This is a genomic window from Telluria sp. LT2P34 (assembly GCF_059685915.1).
In genome coordinates this window covers 1,030,371-1,052,198 of sequence record NZ_JCASIN010000002.1, presented here as the reverse complement: position 1 = coordinate 1,052,198, position 21,828 = coordinate 1,030,371, and the positions used below count along the sequence as shown (strand labels likewise).

Genomic DNA, 21,828 nt, shown 5'->3' with positions numbered 1-21,828 from the left:
GAACGAGGTGAAGGGCTTGATCTACATTGCAAGGTCGAGCCTTAAGGGTGGACCCAAGATGACCTTCACCTCTATTGATAGTAGCTAACCATCAATACGATCAAGATACAAGGGTGGACGCGTGAGCGGCGTAGCCGCCCACCCTACGCTTAAAACTCTTCCCAGCCGTCGCCACCGGCCGTTGCCATTTCGGCCTTGCGTGCTGTCGGCTGCGGTTTGACTGCCGGACGCGCTGCTTTTGCAGCAGGCGGCGCCAGGCGCGCGCCGGCAGGCTTGGCAAGGACTGGCGCCAACGAAGCGGTCTGCTCCTGCGCACCGATCCTGAACACCGCCACCGTCGTCGCCAGCGTCGCCGCCTGGCTGCGCATGACGTCGGCGGCGGCCGAGGTTTCCTCGACCAGGGCGGCGTTCTGCTGGGTCGCCTGGTCCATCTGGTTGATGGCCTGGTTGATCTGCTCGATGCCGGCGCTCTGCTCGCGGCTGGCGGCGCTGATCTCGGTCATGATGTCGGTGACGCGGCGGATGCTGTCGACGATTTCCTCCATCGTGCCGCCGGCTTCGCCCACCAGGCGGCTGCCGTCGCCGACCTTCGCATTCGAGTCGACGATCAGGCCCTTGATGTCCTTGGCCGCGGCCGCGGAGCGCTGGGCCAGGTTGCGCACTTCGGAGGCGACGACCGCGAAGCCGCGGCCCTGCTCGCCGGCGCGCGCCGCTTCCACGGCGGCATTCAGCGCCAGGATATTCGTCTGGAAGGCGATGCCGTCGATCACGCCGATGATGTCGGCGATCCGGCTGGACGAGGCATTGATCGCGTCCATGGTGCCGACCACCTGGCCGATCACCTGGCCGCCGCGCTCGGCCACTTGCGAGGCCGCTTCGGCCAGGGTGCTCGCCTGGCGCGCGTTTTCCGCATTCTGCTTGACGGTGGAGGTCAGTTCTTCCATCGACGAGGCCGTCTCTTCGAGCGAACTGGCCTGCTGTTCGGTACGCGCCGAAAGGTCGAGGCTGCCGGCAGCCACCTGGGCCGAGCTCGACGCGATCATGTCGGTGCCCTTGCGTACCGTCGAGACCGTGTCGACCAGGCTCGCGTTCATCTTTTTCAGGGCCGCCAGCAGCTGGCCGAGTTCGTCGGTCGAGTTGACTTCGATGCTGCTGCTCAGGTCACCGGCGGCGACCGTTTCGGCAATCGCCAGCGCCCGCGCGACCGGTGCCGTGATCGACACCGTGATGCGCCAGGCAATGAGGGCGGCCAGCGCCAGGATCACGGCGCTGAGCGCATACAGGGCGGTGACCGTGTTGTCGTAGGCGCGCTGGGCCTCGAGCACCGCCTTGCCGGCAAGCTCCTTCTGCAGCGCGATCTGGGCGTTCAGCGCCTTGCGGTACAGGGCCAGCTGCGGACGGTAATCGGACTGCAGGTAGGCTGCGGCGCCGGGCAGGTCGCCGGCGGCGATGCGCCGCATCAGCTCATCCTGGCCGGCGATGAATTTGGCATTGTGCTCCTGGGTCTGGCGCAGCAGCGCCTTGCCTTCTTCGCTGACGATGGTTTTCTGGAGGGTGGCCAGGACGTCGCCGATCTCCGTCCTTGCCTTGCCGATGTCGGCGGCCTGGGTCTTGCGGTCGTCCGCGTCGGCGTTGAGCATCATGTTGCGCAGGGCCAGCGAAATGATATTGACCTTGTGGAGCACGTCGTTCGACGCCTCGATCTTCGGCATGTAGTTGTTGACGATGACGCCGGTACCACCGTTGATCCGGCTGAGCACGCTGCTGCTGAACACGACGATGACGATAAGGAAGGCGCAGAGGATGCCGAAGCCGGCGAAAAGCCGGGTCCGGACGCGCAGGTTTGCAAGTTTCATAATGGACGTTGTTCTAAAGGTTGCGTGAGTCCGACAACGGCCCGATGCGGCGGCACGTCGTCATTTTTCTGTGTGGCAACTTAGGATAACGTCCGTAAATCCGGGTACGCGATGGTGAAAGAGCAAAAGCGGCGAACTTTTTTGGATGCGTGTTGCTTTTTGCATCCAAATAGTGCGAACGGTCGTGCTTTGCGGGAGCTTATGCGGCCTGGGCGCCGTCGATGATGCCGCCGCCCAGGCAAATGTCGCCGTCGTACAGCACGGCCGACTGGCCTGGCGTGACCGCCCATTGCGGCTCGAGGAAATCGAGCGCGAAGCGCTCCAGCCCATCGGCGGCGATGGTGCAGCCGACGTCGGCCTGGCGATAGCGCGTCTTGGCCGACAGGACGCCGGGGGCCGGCGGCTCGCCCAGCACCCAGCTGGCCTGGCCGGCCTCGAGGCGGTTTGATAACAGCCACGGATGGTCATGGCCCTGCACGATGTACAGGGTGTTGTTGGCAATGTCTTTCCGGGCCACGAACCAGGGCTCGCTGGTGCCGTCGGCATTCCTGTGCGACTTCAGGCCGCCGATGCCGATGCCCTTGCGCTGGCCCAGCGTGTAGAAGGACAGGCCGATGTGTTCGCCAACCGTCTGGCCGTTGTCGAGCTTGATCGGGCCGGGTTGATGCGACAGGTAGCGGTTCAGGAAATCCCGGAACGGCCGCTCGCCGATAAAGCAGATGCCGGTCGAATCCTTCTTCGCCGCGTTCGGCAGCTTGAGCTTTTCGGCGATCTGGCGCACCTCGGTCTTCGGGATTTCACCGAGCGGGAACAGCGACTTCGACAGCTGCGCCTGGTTCAGGCGGTGCAGGAAATAGCTTTGATCCTTGGTGTGATCGAAGGCTTTCAGCAGCTCGAATTTCCCGGCGGGATTTTCACGTACGCGCGCGTAGTGGCCGGTGGCGATCAGGTCGGCGCCCAGCTTCATTGCATGGTCGAGGAAGGCCTTGAACTTGATTTCGGCATTGCACAGCACGTCCGGATTCGGCGTGCGGCCGGCCTGGTATTCGCGCAGGAAATCGGCGAACACGCGGTCCTTGTATTCGGCGGCGAAATTCACCGCCTCGATGTCGACCCCGACCACGTCGGCCACGCTGGCCGCGTCGATCCAGTCCTGGCGCGACGAACAGAATTCGGAATCGTCGTCGTCTTCCCAGTTCTTCATGAACAGGCCGACCACCTCATAGCCCTGTTCCTTCAGCATCCAGGCCGCGACCGAGGAGTCGACCCCGCCCGACATCCCGATCACGACTTTTTTCTTGCTCATGTCACGTCCGGTTGGTTGTCAGCTCGTCCGCCGCGAACACCGACGGGTGGGTGTACAGCAGCCCCAGTTCGGTACGCTTGCCGGCGAGATAATCGTCCACGCACTGCAGCACGATCGGGCTGCGGTGGCGCTCAGTGCTGGCGGCGATTTCCTCGCGCGTCATCCACAGGGTGCGCAGGATGCCATCGTCGAGCGGCTGGTCGTATTGCTTGCCGACCGTGCCGCAAAAGGTAAAGCGCAGGTAGGTGATGTCGGCATTGCGCGACTTCGAGTAATAGCGCGACATGTACATGCCGACCAGTCCTGTCGGAATGAATTCATGCGCCGTCTCTTCGATCGACTCGCGCATCACCGCCTGCTCGAGCGACTCGCCCGGGTCGAGGTGGCCGGCCGGCTGGTTCAGCTTGATGCCTTCGCTCGTCTCTTCCTCGATCAGCAGGAAACGGCCATCGTGCTCGATGACTGCGGCAACAGTGACTGACGGTCTGAAGGTATGGGTCATGCGCGTCCTCGACAAATGAGCCGGTATTCTACAGCGACGCGCAAAGGGTTGCTCGACGGTACGTGTGCAATGCAGCAAAAATGCACCAGTTGGCGACATTTGATACAACAAACCTGGCCTTCTCGTCGATTCTGTATCGTATTCGTCTAGCCAAGCGCGGCGGGCCTAGCCTGTCATGTTAACTAGTAAAACCCATGTGTTTACGTGGTAGATTGTGAACACAACATTAATACAAGCAGGAGGGGTGCATGAGAATTGGCATTCCGGCCGAAACACGGCCGGGCGAGACCCGCGTAGCGGCAACTCCGGAGACAGTCAAGAAACTGGCAGTCAAGCATCAAATCGTGGTGCAGGCCGGCGCCGGCCTGCATGCCGCGGTGACCGACGAGGCCTATGCCGCGGCCGGCGCCACGGTCGGCAGCGCGGACGACGCGTTCGCCTGCGACATGGTGCTGAAGGTACGCGCGCCGAACGAATCCGAACGCAGCCGCATGCGCGCCGGCACGGTCGTGGTCGGCATGCTCAATCCTTTTGACAGCGACAACATCGCCGCCATGGCGGGCAGCCGCCTGACCGCCTTCGCGCTGGAAGCGGCGCCGCGCATCACGCGGGCGCAGTCGATGGACGTGCTGTCGAGTCAAGCGAACATCGCCGGCTACAAGGCCGTGATGCTCGCCGCAAACACGTATCAACGTTTCATGCCGATGCTGATGACCGCCGCCGGCACGGTCAAAGCGGCGCGCGTGCTGATCATGGGCGTCGGCGTGGCAGGCCTGCAGGCAATCGCCACCGCCAAGCGCCTGGGCGCCGTGATCGAAGCCTCGGACGTGCGTCCGCCGGTCAAGGAACAGGTCGAGTCGCTCGGCGCTAAGTTCATCGACGTGCCTTTCCTGACCGACGAAGAACGCGACATCGCGCAGGGCGCCGGAGGCTATGCACGCCAGATGCCGGCCGACTGGATGCGCCGCCAGGGCGAACTCGTGCACGAACGGGCGAAACTGGCCGACATCATCATCACCACCGCCCTGATTCCCGGTCGCGCCGCCCCGATCCTGATTTCCGAGGACACCGTGCGCGCCATGAAGCCGGGCTCGGTAATCGTCGACATGGCGATCGAGCAGGGCGGCAACTGCCCGCTCACCGAACTGGGCCGCACCGTGATCAAGCATGGCGTGACCCTGATCGGCGAACCGAACCTGGCCTCGCTGGTGGCGGCCGATGCCTCGGCCCTGTACGCGCGCAACGTGCTCGACTTCCTGAAACTCGTCTTCGACAAGGACGACGGCTTCTTCATCGACCGCGAAGACGAGATCGTGCGCGCGACCCTGCTTTGCCATGACGGCGAAACCTTAAGAAAATAACAAGGAGACTGACATGGAAATCAGCGACACCATCATCAACCTGATCATCTTCGTACTGGCCATTTACGTCGGCTACCACGTGGTCTGGACCGTCACGCCGGCCCTGCACACGCCGCTGATGGCGGTCACCAACGCCATCTCCGCCATCATCATCGTCGGCGCCATGCTGGCCGCCGGCCTGACCGAAGGCGTGCTCGGCCAGACCATGGGTACGCTCGCCGTGGCCCTGGCGGCTGTCAACGTGTTCGGCGGCTTCCTGGTCACCCAGCGCATGCTGGAAATGTTCAAGAAGAAGGAACCGCGCGCGAAGGCGGTCACGCAGAAGGAGGCCGCATGAGCTACATCAGCATGAATGTGGTCACGCTGCTCTACCTGGTGGCCTCGGTCTGCTTCATCCAGGCTTTAAAAGGGCTGTCCTCGCCATCGACGGCCCGGCTGGGCAACACCTTCGGCATGGCCGGCATGGCGATCGCGGTGGCCACCACCATCGCCCTGATTTTCAAGATGCAGGCCGAGCTGGCTGCCTCCGCCGACGCCGGCCGTGAAGGCGGCATGGGTTTTCCGCTGGTGCTGCTGGGCGTGATCGTCGGCGGCGCGATCGGCGCCTACGCAGCAAAAAAAGTCGAGATGACCAAGATGCCGGAACTGGTGGCGGCAATGCACTCGCTGATCGGCCTGGCGGCCGTCTGCATCGCCGTGGCCGCCGTGTCCGAGCCCTGGGCCTTCAACATCGCCGAGCGCGGCGGCGCGCTGCCCTTCGGTAACCGGCTCGAGCTCTTCATCGGCACCTTTGTCGGCGCCGTCACCTTCTCCGGTTCGGTGATCGCCTTCGGTAAACTGTCGGGCAAATACAAGTTCCGCCTGTTCCAGGGGGCGCCGGTGCGCTTCCCCGGCCAGCACATCCTGAACCTGGTCATCGCCATCGCCATCATCGCCCTGGGCCTCGTGTTCTGCTTCTCGGACGCGGTCGAGCCGGCCTGGACGCCGTTCGTCATCATGACCGCGCTGTCCTTCGTGCTGGGCGTCCTGATCATCATCCCGATCGGCGGCGCCGACATGCCGGTGGTGGTGTCGATGCTCAACTCCTACTCGGGCTGGGCGGCGGCCGGCATCGGTTTTTCGCTGAATAACTCGATGCTGATCATCGCCGGTTCGCTGGTGGGCTCGAGCGGCGCCATCCTCTCGTACATCATGTGCAAGGCGATGAACCGCTCCTTCTTCAACGTGATCCTGGGCGGCTTCGGCGGCGAAGCCGTGGCCGCCGTGGCCGGCGGACAGGAACAGCGTCCGGTGAAATCCGGCTCGGCCGAAGACGCCGCCTTCATCCTGCAAAATGCGGAGTCGGTCATCATCGTGCCGGGCTACGGCCTGGCGGTGGCGCGCGCCCAGCACTCGGTCAAGGAACTGGTCGACAAGCTGACCGCGCATGGCGTCCACGTGCGCTACGCGATCCACCCGGTGGCGGGGCGCATGCCGGGCCACATGAACGTGCTGCTGGCCGAGGCCGAAGTGCCCTACGACCAGGTCGCCGAGATGGAAGACATCAACGGCGAATTCGGCCAGACCGACGTGGTGCTGGTGCTGGGCGCGAACGACGTCGTGAATCCGGCCGCGAAAGACCCGAAATCGGCGATCGCCGGCATGCCGATCCTCGAGGCCTACCGCGCGAAAAGCATCATCGTCAACAAGCGCTCGATGGCCTCCGGTTATGCGGGCCTGGACAATGACCTGTTCTACATGCCGAACACGATGATGGTGTTCGGCGACGCGAAAAAGGTGATCGAGTCGATGGTGAAGGCCGTCGATTGAAGCAGTCCCGGACTCGGCGGCCCCGCGGCTTGCTTCAAAACACCCAGCCGCCGAGTTTATTTACAGCAATCAGTTAACCCGCTACAGTCGGGGTCGTCGCATTTAACCCCCTCTTCAATGTCCAAGTTGCAGTCCCCCGGCACTATTGCTCACTGGCGCGGTGAATTCACATCCGCCAGCCTCGAATCGGCCTTCCTGCGCGACCAGGGCGGCCTCATCCAGCATGAACTGACCCGTTCGCTCGCGTTTTGCGGTCTGTTTTACCTGGTATTCGCGATTGCCGACATGGCCCACCTGGGCTACAGCGGCCAGGCACTGGCCTTGCTGGTGGCGCGCGTGACGACCGCCCTGGTGGCCCTGGCAGGCATCGTCCTGACCCGGCGCAGCGCCAATCCCGGGCCCACCGCCCATCGCGTCGCCACCGTGTTCAGCAGCCTCGTGATGCTGACCTTCCTGCTGGTCGCGTATGTGCGGGGCGAGCTGTTACTGCATGGCATGTCGATGGCGATCATGCTGACCATTGTGTACCTGTTCATTCCGAACCGCCTGGTCAACGCAAGCATCATTGCAGTGGGCGCCAGCGTCGGTTTCCTGGCGCTCGTGCATGCCTCCGGCACGGTCAGCCCGCGCCACCTGGCGACCATGACGATGCTCCTGCTGCTGGCGAACCTGTTCGGCGCCGCCGCCGCGCGGCGCGACGCCCACTCGTCGCGCCGCCAATACTGGACCCAACAAATCCTGATCAACCAGTCGGTACGCGATCCCCTGACGGGCGCTTTCAATCGGCGCCACCTGAACGACGGCCTGCTCGAACGCGAAATCGACCGCGCCCGCCTCAAGGATTCCTCGCTGACGATCATCATGTGCGACCTGGACAGTTTCAAAGCCATCAACGATACCTACGGCCACCACGCCGGCGACACGCTCCTGCAGGATTTCGCAGGCTTGTTGCTGTCGATGACACGCGACGGCATCGATACCGTCGTGCGTTACGGCGGCGAAGAATTCCTGCTGATTCTGCCCGACACCACGCTTGCCGATGGCCATGCCCTGGCCGAGCGCATGCGCGCACGCCTGGCCGCAGCCACCAGCCTGCACGGCGAGGTCCGGATTAGCGCCACGGCAAGCTTTGGCGTGGTCAGCGCGCGCCTTTCGTCTTACCTGCCAAACATTGCCAGCCAGACCCTGGTGGCGCTTGCCGATGAACTGATGTACGCGGCTAAACGCGGTGGCCGTAACCGCGTTCACGCGACAGAATGGCCAGCCGCCAAGGCGGCTTGAGTCAAAGCCAGGACCGCTACGCAACAGTTCGACCCTTGCCTGGTCTTCAACTGAGACATTTTGTCCCGACGCAGGGGGCGCGCCTTTCAGTAGAATGCTCCTCTCGCAAGTACCTGCCGGGAAGTACTCAACATCATGGAATGGTTCCCTATCGTCGCCGGTGTGTTCAAGGTTCTCGCCTTGGGCACGGCCATGTTCTTCGCCGTCAAATGGCATTACGATCAAGGCAAGAAGGAGCAGAACAAGGCGCTGGAGAAGCGCGCGGTGCTGCGCGCGGCCGGGAAGGTGGCCGCAATCTTCTTGCTGGCGCTGCTGGGCCTGGGGCTGCTCACCTTTTTCCTTGTCAGCACGCTCAGTCTGGACCTGAGCTTCCCATGATGGCAAGAATCGCCGGCCGCTGACAGGCGTTCAGAAAGGTTTCGAGGCCTGCTGGTGAGGCAGCAATGCCGACCCGCCGCGGCGGCCGTACATCATCAGCTCGGCCAGCAAGCTGCGCGCCGGCTGCACCACATCCAGCGCCGCCAGTCCCAGCCCCAGCACGGATTGCAGCGGCCCGCTGCCGACAAAGGCGCGCGCCATCGCATCGGTCAAGCCGATCGTCGCTTGCCGGTCCTGGGCGCGTTCGTCGATAAAGCGCCCGATCGCTTCCGCACCGGGGCAGCGCGCCAGCAGGCGCGCCAGCACGGCGGCGTCGCGCAGGCCCAGGTTCAAGCCTTGTCCGGCGACCGGATGCAGGGTCTGGGCAGCGTTGCCGATGGCGACCGTGCGGCTGGTGGCGCGTGCTTCGGCGTTCAGGCCGAGCGGGTAGGCCAGGCGCGCCGATACCCGGGTGAAGCGCCCGAGGCGCGTGCCGAAGGCGTCGCCCAGTTCGCGCAGGAAGCCTTCCTCGCCCATCGCCAGCAGCGCCTCGGCGCGCGCGGGCTCGACGCACCAGACCAGGGCATAACCATGGCCGTCGGCGCCATCCTGCGGCAGCAGCGCCAGCGGCCCCGTATCCGTAAAACGTTCAAAGGCGCGCTGCGGGACCGGGTGGCTGGCGCTGACGCGCGCGATCACGGCGCTCTGGCCGTAATCCCGTGTTTGCGCCTTGTCTTCCTGGGCGCCGAACACGCCGCCCTCGGCGCCGACCACCACCTGCGCGGTCATGCTGCGGCCGTCGTCGAGCGCCAGCGTCACGTGTTCTTCGGTCTCGACCAGCGTGGTCACGCGCGCCGGCCGGATCACGTCGACGCCGGCGCGCTCCACGGTGCGCGAGAGCGCATCGACAACGTCGCCATAGCGCGCCACATAGCCCAGCGCATCGAGCTTGTGCTCGGCGCGGTCCATCAGGCTGCGCCCGAACTGGCCGCGGCGCGAGACGTGGATGGTGTGGATCGGGGTGGCCGGAAATGTCCAGGCCTGGACTTCCTCGAGCAGCTGGCGGCTGCCCCAGGCCAGTGCGATCGAGCGCGGATCGGCCAGCGCCTGGCCCAGCGGACGCGCATCGATCAGGGCAATGCGTTTGCCGTCCACGCCGCGCCGCGCGAGCAGGGCGGCCAGCGCCAGGCCGACCGGGCCGGCGCCGCAGATCGCGACGTCGAACGTATCTTTGTGCTCTTCCATGCTTAGCCTCTCATCAGCGCTTCGATGTCCGCCACGGTCTTCGGCGCGCCATCGGTGAGCACGCGCGCGCCGGATGCCCCGACGATGACGTCGTCCTCGATCCGGATGCCGATGTTCCAGAAGCGTTCCGGCACACCGGGCGCCGGCCGCACATAGATGCCCGGTTCGACCGTCAGCGCCATCCCCGCCAGCAAGGGGCGCGAGGGCTTGCCTTCAAGCGCCAGGTCGCGGTAGCTGCCGGTGTCGTGCACGTCCATGCCCAGCCAGTGGCCGGTGCCGTGCATATAAAACTGCGTGTACGCTTTTTCGGCCAGCACGTCGTCGACGCTCCCGAACTTGGCCGCATCAAGCAGGCTGTGATCGAGCATGCCTGCGCACAGCACCCGCAGCGCCGCCTCGTGCACGTCGCTGTAGGGCCGGCCCGGCAGGATGGCCGCCAGCGCCGCCGCCTGTGCGGCCAGCACGACTTCGTACAGGAGCTTCTGCGGCTCCGTAAACCGGCCGTTGACGGGGAAGGTGCGCGTGATGTCGGCGGCGTAGCTGTCGAACTCGCAGCCGGCGTCGATCAGCACCAGGTCGCCGTCGCGGCTTTTGGCGTTGTTGGCGCTGTAGTGCAGGATGCAGGCGTTGGCGCCCGCGGCCACGATCGGCGTGTAAGCGGGGAACTGGGCGCCGTTGCGGCGAAATTCGTAGAGCAGCTCGGCTTCGAGTTCGTATTCGAACATGCCGGGTTTGGCGGCGCGCATGGCGCGCGTGTGGGCCGCTGCCGAGATGCTTGCGGCGCGCGCCATCAGCGCCTGTTCGGTGTTGTCCTTCAGCAAGCGCATTTCGTCGAGCAGCGCCAGCAAGTGCTGGGTGCGGGCCGGGGCCGTCACGCCGCTGCGCGACTTGGCCCGCACCGCTTTCAGCCAGCCTTTGATGCGGGCGTCGAGCGCGCTGTCGTGGGCGATCGCGTAGTAGAGGCTGGGCGCGTCGGCCAGCAGGCAGGCCATCTGCGCATCGAGTTCGGAGACCGGATGGGCCTCGTCGACGCCGAAACTGCTGCGGGCGGCGGCCGGGCCGTGGCGAAAACCGTCCCAGATCTCGCGCTCGACATCCTTCTCGCGGCAGAACAGGATCGAGCGCGCCGGCGTCGCGCCGCTTGCCGCGACGATCACGAGCGCGCTTTCCGGCTCGCTGAAACCGGTCAGGTAATAAAAATAGCTGTCGTGGCGGTAGGGGTAGTCGGTGTCGCTGTTGCGCGCGACTTCGGGCGCCGTGAGCAGCACCGCCACCGCGCCCGGCTCCATGCCGGCTGCCAGGCGCGCGCGGCGGGCGCAGTAAGCAGCAGCCTGGTTCACGCGCCGGCCTGCCTGGCCTTGGCCGGCGCTACATTCAGCGGCGCATTCAGTTCTTCCAGCTGCTCGACCGTGCCGACATTCACCCAGGGGCCGTGATAGACCTCGCCGCCGACGCGCTTTTGTTCGATGAACTTGCGCATCAGCGGGCCGAACTTGAGGAAGTCGCCGGCTTTGACGCCTTCGAACATCTCCGGCCGATACACGCCGATGCCGGCAAAGTTCCACTTCGGATCGCCCTCGTTGGCCAGGGTGTACATGTCCAGGCCGAAGTCGCCCTGCGGGTTGTGCCAGGGATTCGGCGTCAGGTACAGCCAGGCGATGTCGCGCAGTTCCGGCGCCAGCGGCTGGCCGCGCGCGTCGCGCTCGGGCAGGACGTCGAAGGCCTGGGCGAAATCGAAATAGGGCGCATAGATATCGCCCGACACCGCCAGGAAAGGTTCGTCGCCGAGCAGGTGCAGCGCATTGGCGATGCCGCCCGCAGTTTCCAGCGGGGTCGGCTCGTGCGAATACACGATGCGCGCGCCGAACTGGCTGCCGTCGCCCAGCGCTTCCTCGATCATGTGGCCGAGGTGCGAATGGTTGATGACGATGTCATGGATGCCCGCGCGCACCAGGTTGACGATATGCCAGGTGATGAGCGGGCGGCCGCGCACTTTCAATAGGGGCTTGGGGCAGGTGTCCGTCAAGGGACGCATGCGCTCGCCGCGGCCGGCGGCGAAAATCATGGCTTTCATGGGCGTCTCGGTAAATAGACTCAGAAGGTGTAGCCGACCTGCGGCGCCTTGTCCTCGAACGCGTCGAGCAGGCGGATCAGGGGCTTGAGTTCGGTATAGCGGTTGGCGGTCTTGCGCACGTAGTCCATCACGGTCGGCAGGTCGCCCATGTAGATCGCCTTGCCGTCGCGGTAGTTCAGGCGGCAGAAGATGCCGAGGATTTTGAGGTGGCGCTGCAGCGCCATGAATTCGAAATCGCGGTAAAAGGCGTCGATGTCCGGATTGACCGGCAGGCCGACCTGCTTCGCGCTCTGCCAGTAGCGCACCACCCAGTCCAGCACGATTTCTTCATCCCACTGGATGTAGGCGTCGCGCAGCAGCGAGCCGAGGTCGTAGGTGACGGGGCCGTAGACGGCATCCTGGAAGTCGAGCACGCCCGGGTTGCCCTGGTCGAGGAACATCAGGTTGCGCGAATGGAAATCGCGGTGCATGAACACCTGCTGCTGCGCCAGCACGTTGGCGGTGATGGTCTCGAACACCTTGTCGAGCTGCGCTTGCTGGGCCTCGGTCATGGTCACGCCCAGGTGGCGGCTGATGAACCATTCCGGGAACAAATTCATTTCACGCAACACGAAGGCGCGGTCGAAGTCGGCCAGCACGCCGGGGCGGCTGTTCAACTGGAACTTGATCAGGGCATCGACCGCATCCGAGTACATGAAGGCGGCGTTGTCGACGTCGAGACGCGACAGGTAAGTGGTAGTGCCAAGGTCCGACAGCAGCAGGAAGCCGCGCTCGACGTCGCGCGCGACGATCGCCGGCACGGTAACGCCGGCTTCCTGCAGCAGGCCGGCCACGTGGATGAAGGCCGGCACGTTTTCGCGCTCGGGTGGTGCGTCCATCGCGATCAGAGTGTCGCCGAGTTTCGCGCGCAGTGCCGGCACGACATCGAGCCGGAAATAGCGGCGGAAGCTCGCGTCCGAGGATGCGGGACGGCGCGAACCGGCTTCCACCAGGTCGAGGGTAGCGAGCCATTCGGTCAGGGAGGCCAGGCGTGCGTCCTGTTCGAGGGAAGTAGGGGAGTTTTGATACAAAGAAGACATGAAGCGCCCAGGAGAAGCCGGTTGAGGAGGACAATTCCCATATAATAAGGGATTCAGTGCGACACGTAGTCGCTAATTTGCCGCTCTGCGGCAATGCTTTCGAAGCAGTTCATACCGCAAACATTCGCTAAGTCCTTGATTTTCAGAGGATGTTAGCGTGGGCTCTATAGGTTCGTCCAGCGAATCTAGTACTTTTTAGCCTTCAATCACCCAACCATACAATCTTAGAATCGCAAAATCGCGCCCAGAATTCTTCTGCGTCGTGAGCTTTATTGCGTCGAAAATTGGGTAAATAAGGTTGGTTGTTGCTTACAAACAACGAGCGTGAAAGAAATTTCATCGCACGTTTTAAATAAGTAGATCCGCAAGGATCTTGAAATGAACTGTTTCGTCCGAGCGCAAACTCTCGGATGTCTTGTCGTACCCGCAACTACAGGTGCTACGACCGGACGTACGACCGCCCGTCACCTACTTGGACTCTTACCACTGGCAACGGTGGTGGGTAGACGCTCCAGGGACAATGTCTCCTGCATCCGCAGCACTGCGCCTACGCGAGTGGCGCAGTGGAAAATCTCAGCAGAGGGGATTTAGGGGCTAGGTGAGTGCTGCAAGGGTAACGTAAGTGAACCGTCGGTTGAACCCCCGTAACTATTAAAAGGCCAAAGCTGCTGACAGGCCTCAACCAAAAGGTAACGTGGTCGGATATCTCTGTTGAATCAAGGGATACGTCGTCATCAAAGACCATCGGGGGATAGGCGGGCCCTAACCAGCTAACTGTGATGCTGTTGATCACTTTGGCATCTGAGGGAACGTGGTAAGCCTGATTCCTCGCCCGCGCCCATGCAAGATCGGAAGCGTGGCAGGCGACTCGGGAGAGAAGCTGATGAGGGAGCAGGTATAGGAGGATGGAAAAAGCGAACGTCTCACTGTAATGGTGGGAATAGGGATTCAGACTTTGTCCTACCGTGAAAGCGGGCAGACTTCCATCTGGTGAAATAGTCGCCATGCGACTGCATAGACAACAACTACCTCAAGGGGACGTGACTCGCCCCTTGGGGCAAGCTGCGCCCTCGAAGGGTCAACTAACGAGGTTCAGCAATGATAGAGACCAAGCATCGCGGTTCTGCGTCCTCGCACTTTCCTAACGAATGGAGCGCCATCAACTGGCGTCAAGTTCAGAAGAACGTGAGGCTCATGCAGCATCGTATAGCGAAGGCAACAATGGAACGCGACTGGCGCAGGGTGAAATCCCTGCAAAGGTGGCTGACCCGCTCGACCTGCGCCAAAGCATTGGCCGTAAGACGGGTGACTGAAAACAAAGGCAAACGCACACCTGGGGTGGATCGGCAACTATGGGACACCCCACCACTGAAACATGCAGCAATTGCCAGCCTCGAGAAGCGAAGGTATCGACCTCTGCCACTAAGGAGAGTCAATATTTCTAAGCCGAATGGAAAGATGCGCCCTCTAGGCATCCCAACCATGAAGGACAGGGCCATGCAAGCACTCCACCTGCTGGCGCTTGACCCGGTTTTGGAGACAGTCAGCGATCGAAACTCCTACGGGTTTCGCAACAGTCGCTCTACTGCCGACGCAATGCAGCAGCTATTCATTCGGCTCTCTCGCAAGGGTTCGGCCACATGGGTACTTGATGCTGATATTGAGGGGTTCTTCGACAACATCAACCACGACTGGATGACCGACAACGTCTTAATGGACAAATCGATTCTAAGGAAGTGGCTGAAGTCTGGTGTTGTTGAGGGTAAGCAGCTGATGGCGACCAAGGAAGGAACACCGCAGGGCGGCATTATCAGCCCGGCATTAGCAAACTGGACGCTTAATGGGCTGGAAGCTGAACTCATCACGCATTTAGAAGCAAAATGGGGGATTGCCAAGGCCAAGAAGCTGAAGGTCGGGGTCATACGATACGCGGATGATTTTGTCATTACAGGCGCCTCACGAGAGGTCTTGCAGGATGAAATACGGCCGTGGGTTGAGGCATTCCTCGCACAGAGGGGGCTGAGGTTAGCCGAGGCCAAGACCAAGATCGTAAACATCGACGAAGGGTTTGACTTCCTTGGGTGGAATTTTCGGAAGTATGTCCACAAGGGCTCGAAGAAACTGCTAATCAAGCCGAGTAAGAAGAACGTGAAAGCGTTCTACGAAAAGCTGAGGAACATCATTGGCGACAACCTCACGGTGACTCACGAGGAACTGATCCGCATGCTGAACCCGGTTCTAGGGGGATGGGCGCGGTATCACACTTCAGCCGTGGCGAAGCAAACGTTCTCGCGCCTGGATTCGCTGTTGTATTGGCGGCTGTGGCGATGGGCCAAGCGTAGGCACCCGATGAAAAATTCGTCGTTCGTCAGCGAGAAGTACTGGCGCACGGCGGGCAATCGAAATTGGGTGTTCGCATGTGACGTAACAAAGGAAGATGGCAAAAAGAGCACGGTGGCCCTGTACTCGCTTGCGAGCACACCCATCGAGCGGCATACGAAAATCAAAGGGGAGTACAACCCCTACGACCCGGTTTGGGAGAAGTACGGAGAGTCACTACGGCAGGAACGCATGAAGAGCAAGATGCGTTACCGAAAGGAGTGGGCCCGACTGTACGTCGACCAAAGTGGGAAGTGTGCGGTATGCGGATATGAGATGGACGTCGATACTGGCTGGCACGATCACCATATAGAGTACCGTATGTGTGGCGGCTCAGACAGCTTGGCAAATCGAGTATTATTGCACCCTGATTGTCATGCTCAAGTGCATAGCCAAAAGTTGCAAGTAGTTAAGCCGGTTCCTGAATAGGAACTTTTATTTTGCTCGAGCCGTGTGCTTCGAAAGTCGCATGCACGGTTCCACGGGGAGGGGGTTCCAGTAATGGGGCCTCCTTACCCTACATCCAAAAAATCGCCCTTTATGGTGCAGCCACAGATTCCATGAGCTGGTTTACGGCCCTACCATTCCCGCGGCGGCGGGCAGTTGCCTTGTCCGCCCTCGTCACCATGGCCTCGGGGCCGTTGCATGCGCAGCTCGCGCCGGCCACGTCTCCCGCCGACGAACAAGACCTCCCGATCACCGTCAGCGCCGAGGAGATCGACGGCCGTCCCGACCGCGAGATCAATCTCACGCGCAACGTGGAAATCACGCGCGGCCAGTCCAGGCTCACGTCCGACACCGCCTGCTACCGCCTCGTCGAAGACGAAGTCACCGCCAACGGCAATGTGAAGATGTGGCGTTTTGGCGACCGCTACCAGGGCGATTCGCTGCAATTGAACCTGTCGACCCAGCGCGGCTGGGTGCTCAATCCGCAGTACAAGCTGCAGATGAACAACGCGCAAGGCCGCGCCGACCGCATCGACTTCCTCGGCCAGGACCAGGCGCTGGTGCTTGACGGCACCTACAGCACTTGCGAAGGGCCGAATCCCGACTGGTACCTGAAGTCGAGCACGCTGCGCCTCGATTCGGGGCGCGACGTCGGCACCGCCGGCAAGACCGTCATCTATTTCAAGGACGTGCCGATCCTGGCCACGCCCGGGATGTCGTTCTCGCTCTCGGGCCAGCGCCGCTCGGGCTGGCTGCCGCCGACGATCGGCTTCGGCTCGAAGGGCGACTCCGAAGTCATGGTGCCCTATTATTTCAACATCGCCCCGAACCGCGACCTGACGGTGTTCCCGCGCCTGATGTTCGACCGTGGCCTGCAGCTGGGCGCCACTGCCCGTTATATCGGCGAAACCGCGCGCGGGCCGTATGGCGGCGAGACCCACGCCGAGTTTTTGCGCAACGACCGCGTCACGAAAACCGACCGCTGGCTCGTCAATTCCTTCCACAACCAGACGCTGGCGCCGGGCTGGACCTATGGCTGGAATGTCAACGGCGCCTCGGACGACGAATACCCGAGCGATTTTTCGCGCACGGTGTCGACCAGCGCCGAGCGCCAGCTGGTGCGCGAGTTGTACACGAGTTATTCCCGGCCGTACTGGAACCTGACGGCACGCGCCCAGAATTACCAGATCCTGCAGGAACCGGCGGCGTCGACCAATCCGGCGCTGGCGATCCCGCGGCCGTATGCACGCTTGCCGCAGGTGCTGTTCCATGCCGGCCGTTACGACGTGAAAGGTGTCGATTGGGCGATCGACGCCGACGCGACGCGCTTCGACCACCCGAGCTTCGACAGCGGCAACCGCCTGGTCGCCGTGCCGCAGATCAGTTATCCGTTCATCCGCCCGGGTTACTACATCACCCCGAAGCTGATGGTGCATGCAACCAAGTATTCGATGGACACGAATGCGCGCGGTCCCACCAGCCTGTCGCGCACGCTGCCGATCTTTTCGGTCGACAGCGGCATGGTGTTCGAGCGCGAGACCAAGCTGTTCGGCAGCGCCCTGACGCAGACCCTCGAGCCGCGCCTGTTCTATGTGCGCACGCCCTACAAGGACCAGGACCAGTTCCCGGTGTTCGACACCGGCGAGGCCGGGTTCAGCTACGCCCAGCTGTTCAGCGAGAACCGCTTCGTCGGCCCCGACCGCGTGTCCGACGCCAACCAGCTGACCGCTGCCCTGGTGTCGCGCTTTATCGAGGCCGATGGCGCCGAACGCTTGCGCCTGGCTTTCGGCCAGCGCCTGTATTTCACCGAGCCGCGGGTGCAGATGCCGGGCCGCACCCAGGAACGCCAGGGACGTTCGGACCTGCTGCTGGCGGCATCGGGCCGCATCATCAATAACTGGAACTTCGACAGCAGCGTACAATATGATGCGACCAGCACCAGTTTGTACAGCCAGAGCCATGGCGTGCGCTGGACGCCGGGACCGATGAAAGTGCTCAACGCGGAATACCGCTACGTGCGCGACAGCTTCCGCAACGTCGACGTTTCGGCGCAGTGGCCGCTGTCGATGCGCTGGTATGGCGTCGGCCGCGTCAGCTATTCGCTGCGCGACCGCCGCCTGCTCGAGAGCTTGATCGGGCTCGAGTACAAGGCCGATTGCTGGGTGTTCCGGATGGGCGCGCAGCGTTTCGTCACGGCAGCGCAAACGACCTCGACGCCGATGTTCTTCCAGCTCGAGCTCAACGGCCTGTCGCGCCTGGGCTTCGGCAACCCGCTGGAATCGTTTTACAAGAGTATTCCCGGCTATACGCGGTTGAACAGCAACGTCGGCCGTCCATAACCGGACCCTGGATGATTTTTGACCTGAATGAGTGCCTCCCAGATTATGCGTACTACCCGTTTGCATCACCTTAAGCTCGCAGCTGCGCTGCTGTGCGCGCTCACAGCCAATGCCGCCATCGGCCAGGCAAAGCCTTCCACCCCGGCCGCGACGCCTGCGCCGGGCAGCGGTTTTCTGCCGCCGGCCTCGAGCAGCGCCAACGTCATCGACTCCATCAAGGTGGTGGTCAACGACGAAGTCATCACCGTCAACGAGGTGCGCAGCCGCGTGGCCCAGATCACCGCCCGCCTGCGCGCCCAGAACGCCCAGATGCCGGCCCAGGCCGACCTCGAGCGCCAGGTGACCGAGGCCATGATCGTCGAGCGCGCCCAGCTGCAACTGGCGCGCGAGATGGGCGTGCGCATTGCCGACCGCGACCTCGACGCCGCGATCAGCCGCATCGCCGAGGGCCAGAAGATGACGGTCCAGGACATGCGCAACCAGATGGAAAAGGAAGGCATGACCTTCGCCCAGTTCCGCGAAGAGATCCGCAACGAGATCATGATGCAGCGCCTGCGCGAGCACGAGGTCGACAGCAAGATCCAGGTCTCCGACGCCGAAATCGATACCTATCTTGCCGCCGAAAAGGCCGCCGCCGCCGACAAGGTCGAGATGGACCTGGCGCAGATTTTCGTGGGCATCCCGGCCAATGCCACGCCCGAGCAGGTCGCCGCCCGCCGCGCCCGCGCCGACGAAGTGCTGCGCCAGCTGCGCACCGGCGCCGACTTCGCCAAGATCGCCACCACCTATTCCGACGCGCCCGATGCCCTCAAGGGCGGCGCGATCGGCTGGCGCGAAGTGGACCGCCTGCCGCCGCTGTTCGCCACCGAACTGCGCAAACTCAACCCCGGTCAGGTCACGCCCGTCATCAAGACGAATACCGGCTTCTACATCCTTCGCATGGCCGACAAGCGCAACCTGGCCAAGGCGCCCGAGGAGGCCGTCGTACAACAGACCCGCGCCCGCCACATCCTGCTCAAAGCCACTCCGGCCATGCCGGCCGCCGAAGTCAAGCGCAAGCTGGCCGAGCTGAAAGCGAAGATCGAGAGCAAGTCCGCGACCTTCGAAGAGCTGGCGCGCCAGAACAGCCAGGACGGTTCGGCCGCCAAGGGCGGTGACCTCGGCTGGCTGGAGCCCGGCGACCTGGTGCCCGAATTCGAGAGCGCGATGGCTGCGCTCAAGCCGGGCCAGCTGTCGGACGTGATCGAGACGCCATTCGGCTTCCACATCGTGGAAGTGCTCGAGCGCAAGAGCCAGGACATGACGCAGCAAAAGGAACGCCTGCAGGCACGCCAGGTGATCCGCGAGCGCAAGGTCGGCGAAGCCTTCGAGGACTGGGCGCGCCAGGTGCGCGACCGCGCCTACGTCGAGTTCCGCGAGGAGGCCTAAGGCCGTGGTGGCGCCGGCAGGCGTGGGTCTCGCTGTCCATTCCGCCGTGCGTCCCGCAGTTCGTCCCACCTTGGCGCTGACCGTCGGCGAACCCGCCGGTATCGGCCCCGAGATCGCGATCCGCGCGGCCTGGGCGCTGCGCGAGTTTGCCAACTGCGTGCTGGTGGGCGACGCCGCCTTCCTTGCGCTCACGGCCAGCCTGGTCGACCCCGCGATCCGCCTGGCGGCGCTGTCGATCCAGGCGCTCAGGAACAGCGGCCTGCCCCACTTCGGCCCGGACCGCATCGCCTGCGTCGACGTGCCGCTCGCCGCGCACGTGGTGCCGGGCAAGCTGGACGCGCAAAACGGCCGCGCCGTGCTGGCCACGCTCGACCTCGCGCTCGAAGGCGTGGCGGCGGGCTGGTTCGACGCCATCGTCACCGCACCCCTGCAAAAAAGCACCATCAACCAGGCCGGCGTCGCATTCTCCGGCCACACCGAATACCTGGCCGAAAAAACCGGCACGGCGCAGGTGGTGATGATGCTGGCCGGTCAGCCGGCGCACGGCCAGCCCACTCTTCGGGTGGCGCTGGCCACCACCCATTTGCCCTTGAAAGACGTGCCGGGCGCGATCACCCCCGCGCTGCTGGCCCGGGTGCTCGACATTGTCGACGCCGACTTGCGCGGCAAATTCGGCATCGCCGCGCCGCGAATCTTGGTCACCGGCCTGAACCCGCATGCCGGGGAAAACGGCTACCTCGGGCGCGAAGAAATCGACGTCATCGCGCCCGCGCTGGCGGCGGCGCGCGAACGCGGCATCGACGCGCGCGGACCGTATCCGGCCGACACCCTGTTCCAGCCGAAATACCTGCAGGACGCCGACTGTGTGCTGGCGATGTACCACGACCAGGGCTTGCCGGTGCTGAAACACGCGACCTTCGGGCGCGGCATCAACGTCACGCTCGGCCTGCCGCTGATCCGCACCTCGGTCGACCACGGCACCGCGCTCGACCTGGCCGCGCGCGGTCTCGGCCTGGCCGACTCCGGCAGCATGGAAGAGGCGATCCGCGCCGCCGTGGACATGGTCGCTGCCACGCATGCGGCCAGCCCCACACATTAACGAAAGCACCAATGAAACACGTTGCACGCAAGCGCTTCGGCCAGAACTTCCTGACCGACAAACTCGTCCTCTCAAGCATCATTGACGTCATCGCTCCACAGCGCGGCGAGACGATGGTCGAGATCGGTCCCGGCCTGGCGGCGATGACGGCGCTGCTGCTCAAGCAACTCGACCACATGCACGTCGTCGAGCTCGACCGCGACCTGGTGGCGCGCCTGGAAAAAGCCTATCCGCGCGAAAAGCTGACCATCCACTCGGGCGACGCCCTGAAATTCGATTACGGCTCGATCCCCGTGGCCGAAGGGCGCAAGTTGCGCGTGGTCGGCAACCTGCCGTACAACATTTCGAGCCCGCTGCTATTCCACCTGGCCGATTTCGCGCACCTGGTCGAGGACCAGCACTTCATGCTGCAAAAGGAAGTGGTCGAGCGCATGGTGGCCGAACCGGGCACCAAGGCCTATGGCCGCCTGTCGGTGATGCTCCAATGGCGCTACGACATGTCGCTGATGTTCATCGTGCCGCCGACCGCTTTCGATCCGCCGCCGCAGGTCGAATCGGCCATCGTGCGCATGCTGCCGATCCGCAATCAGCTCGCCGTCGATGCCGCAGCTCTGTCGACGGTAGTGCAGAAGGCGTTTTCCCAGCGCCGCAAGGTCATCCGCAACTGCGTGGCCGGCATGTTCACCGAAGCGCAGCTGGTCGAAGCCGGCATCGACCCGGGCAATCGCCCGGAAACGGTCAGCCTGGAGCAGTACGTGGCGCTGGCGAATATCCTCAAACCCGTACAGGTGGCTTGACGCACTGCACAATGCCTCTGTAAACACGGTATATCGCCCCAAGGCGCGCTTCATCGCGCGCTTTTTGCATTTCATCGCAAGCCGATGGAAAGCTTGGGGGGCGATTGCTAAAGTACTCCCATCGAAAGCCCGAACGCAGTCAGCCAAGGGCAAGTTACCACTCACAGGGAGTACTAAAATGAACGTCCTCAAACACATGGAAGCCATGTTCGTCGTCGCAGCGCTGGTCGTTGGCGTGAGCACCTATGCCAGCGCCGAGAGCTACAAGGACCAGGTCCGCGCCGAGTCGATGGTGTCGGTCGGCACCGAAAAAATGGCAGTCGTGAAGGTCGTCGGCAAGCGCCTGGCCCCGGCCACCAAGCTTGGCTGATGCAGGCAGGCGAAAAAAAAGCCCACCGTTGCGGGTGGGCTTAAATCCAATTCTTTTCTGAGGAGAGTTGGAGGAGACAGGTTCATTATGCTGCACTAC

Annotated in this window: 18 protein-coding genes; 11 read left to right on the top strand and 7 right to left on the bottom strand. The window is 63.3% G+C overall.

Going from position 1 to position 21,828, the window contains the following annotated elements; genetic code table 11:
• Positions 1 to 149: 149 nt before the first annotated feature.
• From AC56KZ_RS10600 to AC56KZ_RS10590, 3 genes are all read right to left on the bottom strand, one after another.
• The gene (locus tag AC56KZ_RS10600; RefSeq protein WP_497162114.1) at positions 150 to 1,856 is read right to left on the bottom strand and encodes a methyl-accepting chemotaxis protein; all 1,707 of its coding nucleotides are present in this window, start codon (positions 1,854 to 1,856) and stop codon (positions 150 to 152) included.
• Positions 1,857 to 2,055: 199 nt separating this feature from the next.
• Positions 2,056 to 3,162, bottom strand: a complete 1,107-nt coding sequence (gene mnmA, locus AC56KZ_RS10595; RefSeq protein ID WP_497162113.1) for a tRNA 2-thiouridine(34) synthase MnmA — start codon at positions 3,160 to 3,162, stop codon at positions 2,056 to 2,058.
• Between the two features lies 1 nt (position 3,163).
• Complete coding sequence (locus AC56KZ_RS10590) at positions 3,164 to 3,664, bottom strand: NUDIX hydrolase (protein WP_497162112.1); 501 nt, start codon at positions 3,662 to 3,664, stop codon at positions 3,164 to 3,166.
• Positions 3,665 to 3,912: 248 nt separating this feature from the next.
• Here AC56KZ_RS10590 and AC56KZ_RS10585 point away from each other — a divergent pair, with 248 nt between their 5' ends.
• From AC56KZ_RS10585 to AC56KZ_RS10565, 5 genes are all read left to right on the top strand, one after another.
• A complete protein-coding gene (locus AC56KZ_RS10585) occupies positions 3,913 to 5,025 on the top strand; it encodes a Re/Si-specific NAD(P)(+) transhydrogenase subunit alpha (protein WP_497162111.1) in 1,113 nt (370 codons plus the stop codon).
• 13 nt (positions 5,026 to 5,038) lie between these two features.
• Positions 5,039 to 5,362: an NAD(P) transhydrogenase subunit alpha part 2 gene (locus AC56KZ_RS10580; RefSeq protein ID WP_497162110.1), complete on the top strand. Its 324-nt coding sequence runs from the start codon at positions 5,039 to 5,041 to the stop codon at positions 5,360 to 5,362.
• Entirely contained in the window at positions 5,359 to 6,834 is a 1,476-nt protein-coding gene (locus AC56KZ_RS10575) for an NAD(P)(+) transhydrogenase (Re/Si-specific) subunit beta (RefSeq protein ID WP_497162109.1), read from the top strand. Before AC56KZ_RS10580 ends, AC56KZ_RS10575 begins: the two co-directional genes overlap by 4 nt.
• A gap of 117 nt (positions 6,835 to 6,951) precedes the next feature.
• The gene (locus tag AC56KZ_RS10570; RefSeq protein WP_497162108.1) at positions 6,952 to 8,115 is read left to right on the top strand and encodes a GGDEF domain-containing protein; all 1,164 of its coding nucleotides are present in this window, start codon (positions 6,952 to 6,954) and stop codon (positions 8,113 to 8,115) included.
• Positions 8,116 to 8,250: 135 nt separating this feature from the next.
• Entirely contained in the window at positions 8,251 to 8,493 is a 243-nt protein-coding gene (locus AC56KZ_RS10565; protein WP_497162107.1) for a hypothetical protein, read from the top strand.
• Between the two features lie 30 nt (positions 8,494 to 8,523).
• Here AC56KZ_RS10565 and AC56KZ_RS10560 read toward each other — a convergent pair whose 3' ends face one another.
• Genes AC56KZ_RS10560 through AC56KZ_RS10545 form a run of 4 tightly spaced genes read right to left on the bottom strand, consistent with a single transcriptional unit; the run spans position 8,524 to position 12,870 of the window.
• A complete protein-coding gene (locus AC56KZ_RS10560; protein ID WP_497162106.1) occupies positions 8,524 to 9,717 on the bottom strand; it encodes an FAD-dependent monooxygenase in 1,194 nt (397 codons plus the stop codon).
• Positions 9,718 to 9,719: 2 nt separating this feature from the next.
• Positions 9,720 to 11,057, bottom strand: a complete 1,338-nt coding sequence (locus AC56KZ_RS10555; protein WP_497162105.1) for an aminopeptidase P N-terminal domain-containing protein — start codon at positions 11,055 to 11,057, stop codon at positions 9,720 to 9,722.
• On the bottom strand, positions 11,054 to 11,791 hold the full coding sequence (gene murU, locus AC56KZ_RS10550; RefSeq protein WP_497162104.1) for an N-acetylmuramate alpha-1-phosphate uridylyltransferase MurU: 738 nt from the start codon (positions 11,789 to 11,791) through the stop codon (positions 11,054 to 11,056). The genes AC56KZ_RS10555 and murU overlap by 4 nt, the downstream gene beginning before the upstream one ends.
• 20 nt (positions 11,792 to 11,811) lie before the next feature.
• Positions 11,812 to 12,870, bottom strand: a complete 1,059-nt coding sequence (locus AC56KZ_RS10545; RefSeq protein WP_497162103.1) for an aminoglycoside phosphotransferase family protein — start codon at positions 12,868 to 12,870, stop codon at positions 11,812 to 11,814.
• Positions 12,871 to 13,968: 1,098 nt separating this feature from the next.
• On the opposite strand from AC56KZ_RS10545, the gene ltrA reads away from it, so the two are divergent.
• The 6 genes from ltrA (at position 13,969) to AC56KZ_RS10515 (ending at position 21,729) form a co-directional block, all read left to right on the top strand.
• Entirely contained in the window at positions 13,969 to 15,678 is a 1,710-nt protein-coding gene (ltrA, locus tag AC56KZ_RS10540; RefSeq protein WP_497162102.1) for a group II intron reverse transcriptase/maturase, read from the top strand.
• Between the two features lie 131 nt (positions 15,679 to 15,809).
• Positions 15,810 to 18,035: an LPS-assembly protein LptD gene (locus AC56KZ_RS10535; protein WP_497162101.1), complete on the top strand. Its 2,226-nt coding sequence runs from the start codon at positions 15,810 to 15,812 to the stop codon at positions 18,033 to 18,035.
• A gap of 45 nt (positions 18,036 to 18,080) precedes the next feature.
• On the top strand, positions 18,081 to 19,463 hold the full coding sequence (locus AC56KZ_RS10530) for a peptidylprolyl isomerase (RefSeq protein ID WP_497162100.1): 1,383 nt from the start codon (positions 18,081 to 18,083) through the stop codon (positions 19,461 to 19,463).
• 22 nt (positions 19,464 to 19,485) lie between these two features.
• Positions 19,486 to 20,562: a 4-hydroxythreonine-4-phosphate dehydrogenase PdxA gene (pdxA, locus tag AC56KZ_RS10525; protein ID WP_497162099.1), complete on the top strand. Its 1,077-nt coding sequence runs from the start codon at positions 19,486 to 19,488 to the stop codon at positions 20,560 to 20,562.
• An 11-nt stretch (positions 20,563 to 20,573) separates the two neighbouring features.
• On the top strand, positions 20,574 to 21,359 hold the full coding sequence (gene rsmA / locus AC56KZ_RS10520) for a 16S rRNA (adenine(1518)-N(6)/adenine(1519)-N(6))-dimethyltransferase RsmA (protein WP_497162098.1): 786 nt from the start codon (positions 20,574 to 20,576) through the stop codon (positions 21,357 to 21,359).
• A gap of 178 nt (positions 21,360 to 21,537) precedes the next feature.
• Positions 21,538 to 21,729: a hypothetical protein gene (locus AC56KZ_RS10515; RefSeq protein ID WP_497162097.1), complete on the top strand. Its 192-nt coding sequence runs from the start codon at positions 21,538 to 21,540 to the stop codon at positions 21,727 to 21,729.
• Positions 21,730 to 21,828 lie beyond the last annotated feature (99 nt).

What these genes read in the sequence shown, in the direction of transcription:
- AC56KZ_RS10530 (WP_497162100.1), top strand. Translation starts at nt 18,081, where the DNA reads ATGCGTACTACCCGTTTGCATCACCTTAAGCTCGCAGCTGCGCTGCTG.
- AC56KZ_RS10580 (WP_497162110.1), top strand. Translation starts at nt 5,039, where the DNA reads ATGGAAATCAGCGACACCATCATCAACCTGATCATCTTCGTACTGGCC.
- AC56KZ_RS10535 (WP_497162101.1), top strand. Translation starts at nt 15,810, where the DNA reads ATGAGCTGGTTTACGGCCCTACCATTCCCGCGGCGGCGGGCAGTTGCC.
- AC56KZ_RS10570 (WP_497162108.1), top strand. Translation starts at nt 6,952, where the DNA reads ATGTCCAAGTTGCAGTCCCCCGGCACTATTGCTCACTGGCGCGGTGAA.
- AC56KZ_RS10565 (WP_497162107.1), top strand. Translation starts at nt 8,251, where the DNA reads ATGGAATGGTTCCCTATCGTCGCCGGTGTGTTCAAGGTTCTCGCCTTG.
- AC56KZ_RS10545 (WP_497162103.1), bottom strand. Translation starts at nt 12,870, where the DNA reads ATGTCTTCTTTGTATCAAAACTCCCCTACTTCCCTCGAACAGGACGCA.
- ltrA (WP_497162102.1), top strand. Translation starts at nt 13,969, where the DNA reads ATGATAGAGACCAAGCATCGCGGTTCTGCGTCCTCGCACTTTCCTAAC.
- AC56KZ_RS10590 (WP_497162112.1), bottom strand. Translation starts at nt 3,664, where the DNA reads ATGACCCATACCTTCAGACCGTCAGTCACTGTTGCCGCAGTCATCGAG.
- murU (WP_497162104.1), bottom strand. Translation starts at nt 11,791, where the DNA reads ATGAAAGCCATGATTTTCGCCGCCGGCCGCGGCGAGCGCATGCGTCCC.
- AC56KZ_RS10600 (WP_497162114.1), bottom strand. Translation starts at nt 1,856, where the DNA reads ATGAAACTTGCAAACCTGCGCGTCCGGACCCGGCTTTTCGCCGGCTTC.
- AC56KZ_RS10560 (WP_497162106.1), bottom strand. Translation starts at nt 9,717, where the DNA reads ATGGAAGAGCACAAAGATACGTTCGACGTCGCGATCTGCGGCGCCGGC.
- rsmA (WP_497162098.1), top strand. Translation starts at nt 20,574, where the DNA reads ATGAAACACGTTGCACGCAAGCGCTTCGGCCAGAACTTCCTGACCGAC.
- mnmA (WP_497162113.1), bottom strand. Translation starts at nt 3,162, where the DNA reads ATGAGCAAGAAAAAAGTCGTGATCGGGATGTCGGGCGGGGTCGACTCC.
- AC56KZ_RS10515 (WP_497162097.1), top strand. Translation starts at nt 21,538, where the DNA reads ATGAACGTCCTCAAACACATGGAAGCCATGTTCGTCGTCGCAGCGCTG.
- AC56KZ_RS10575 (WP_497162109.1), top strand. Translation starts at nt 5,359, where the DNA reads ATGAGCTACATCAGCATGAATGTGGTCACGCTGCTCTACCTGGTGGCC.
- AC56KZ_RS10585 (WP_497162111.1), top strand. Translation starts at nt 3,913, where the DNA reads ATGAGAATTGGCATTCCGGCCGAAACACGGCCGGGCGAGACCCGCGTA.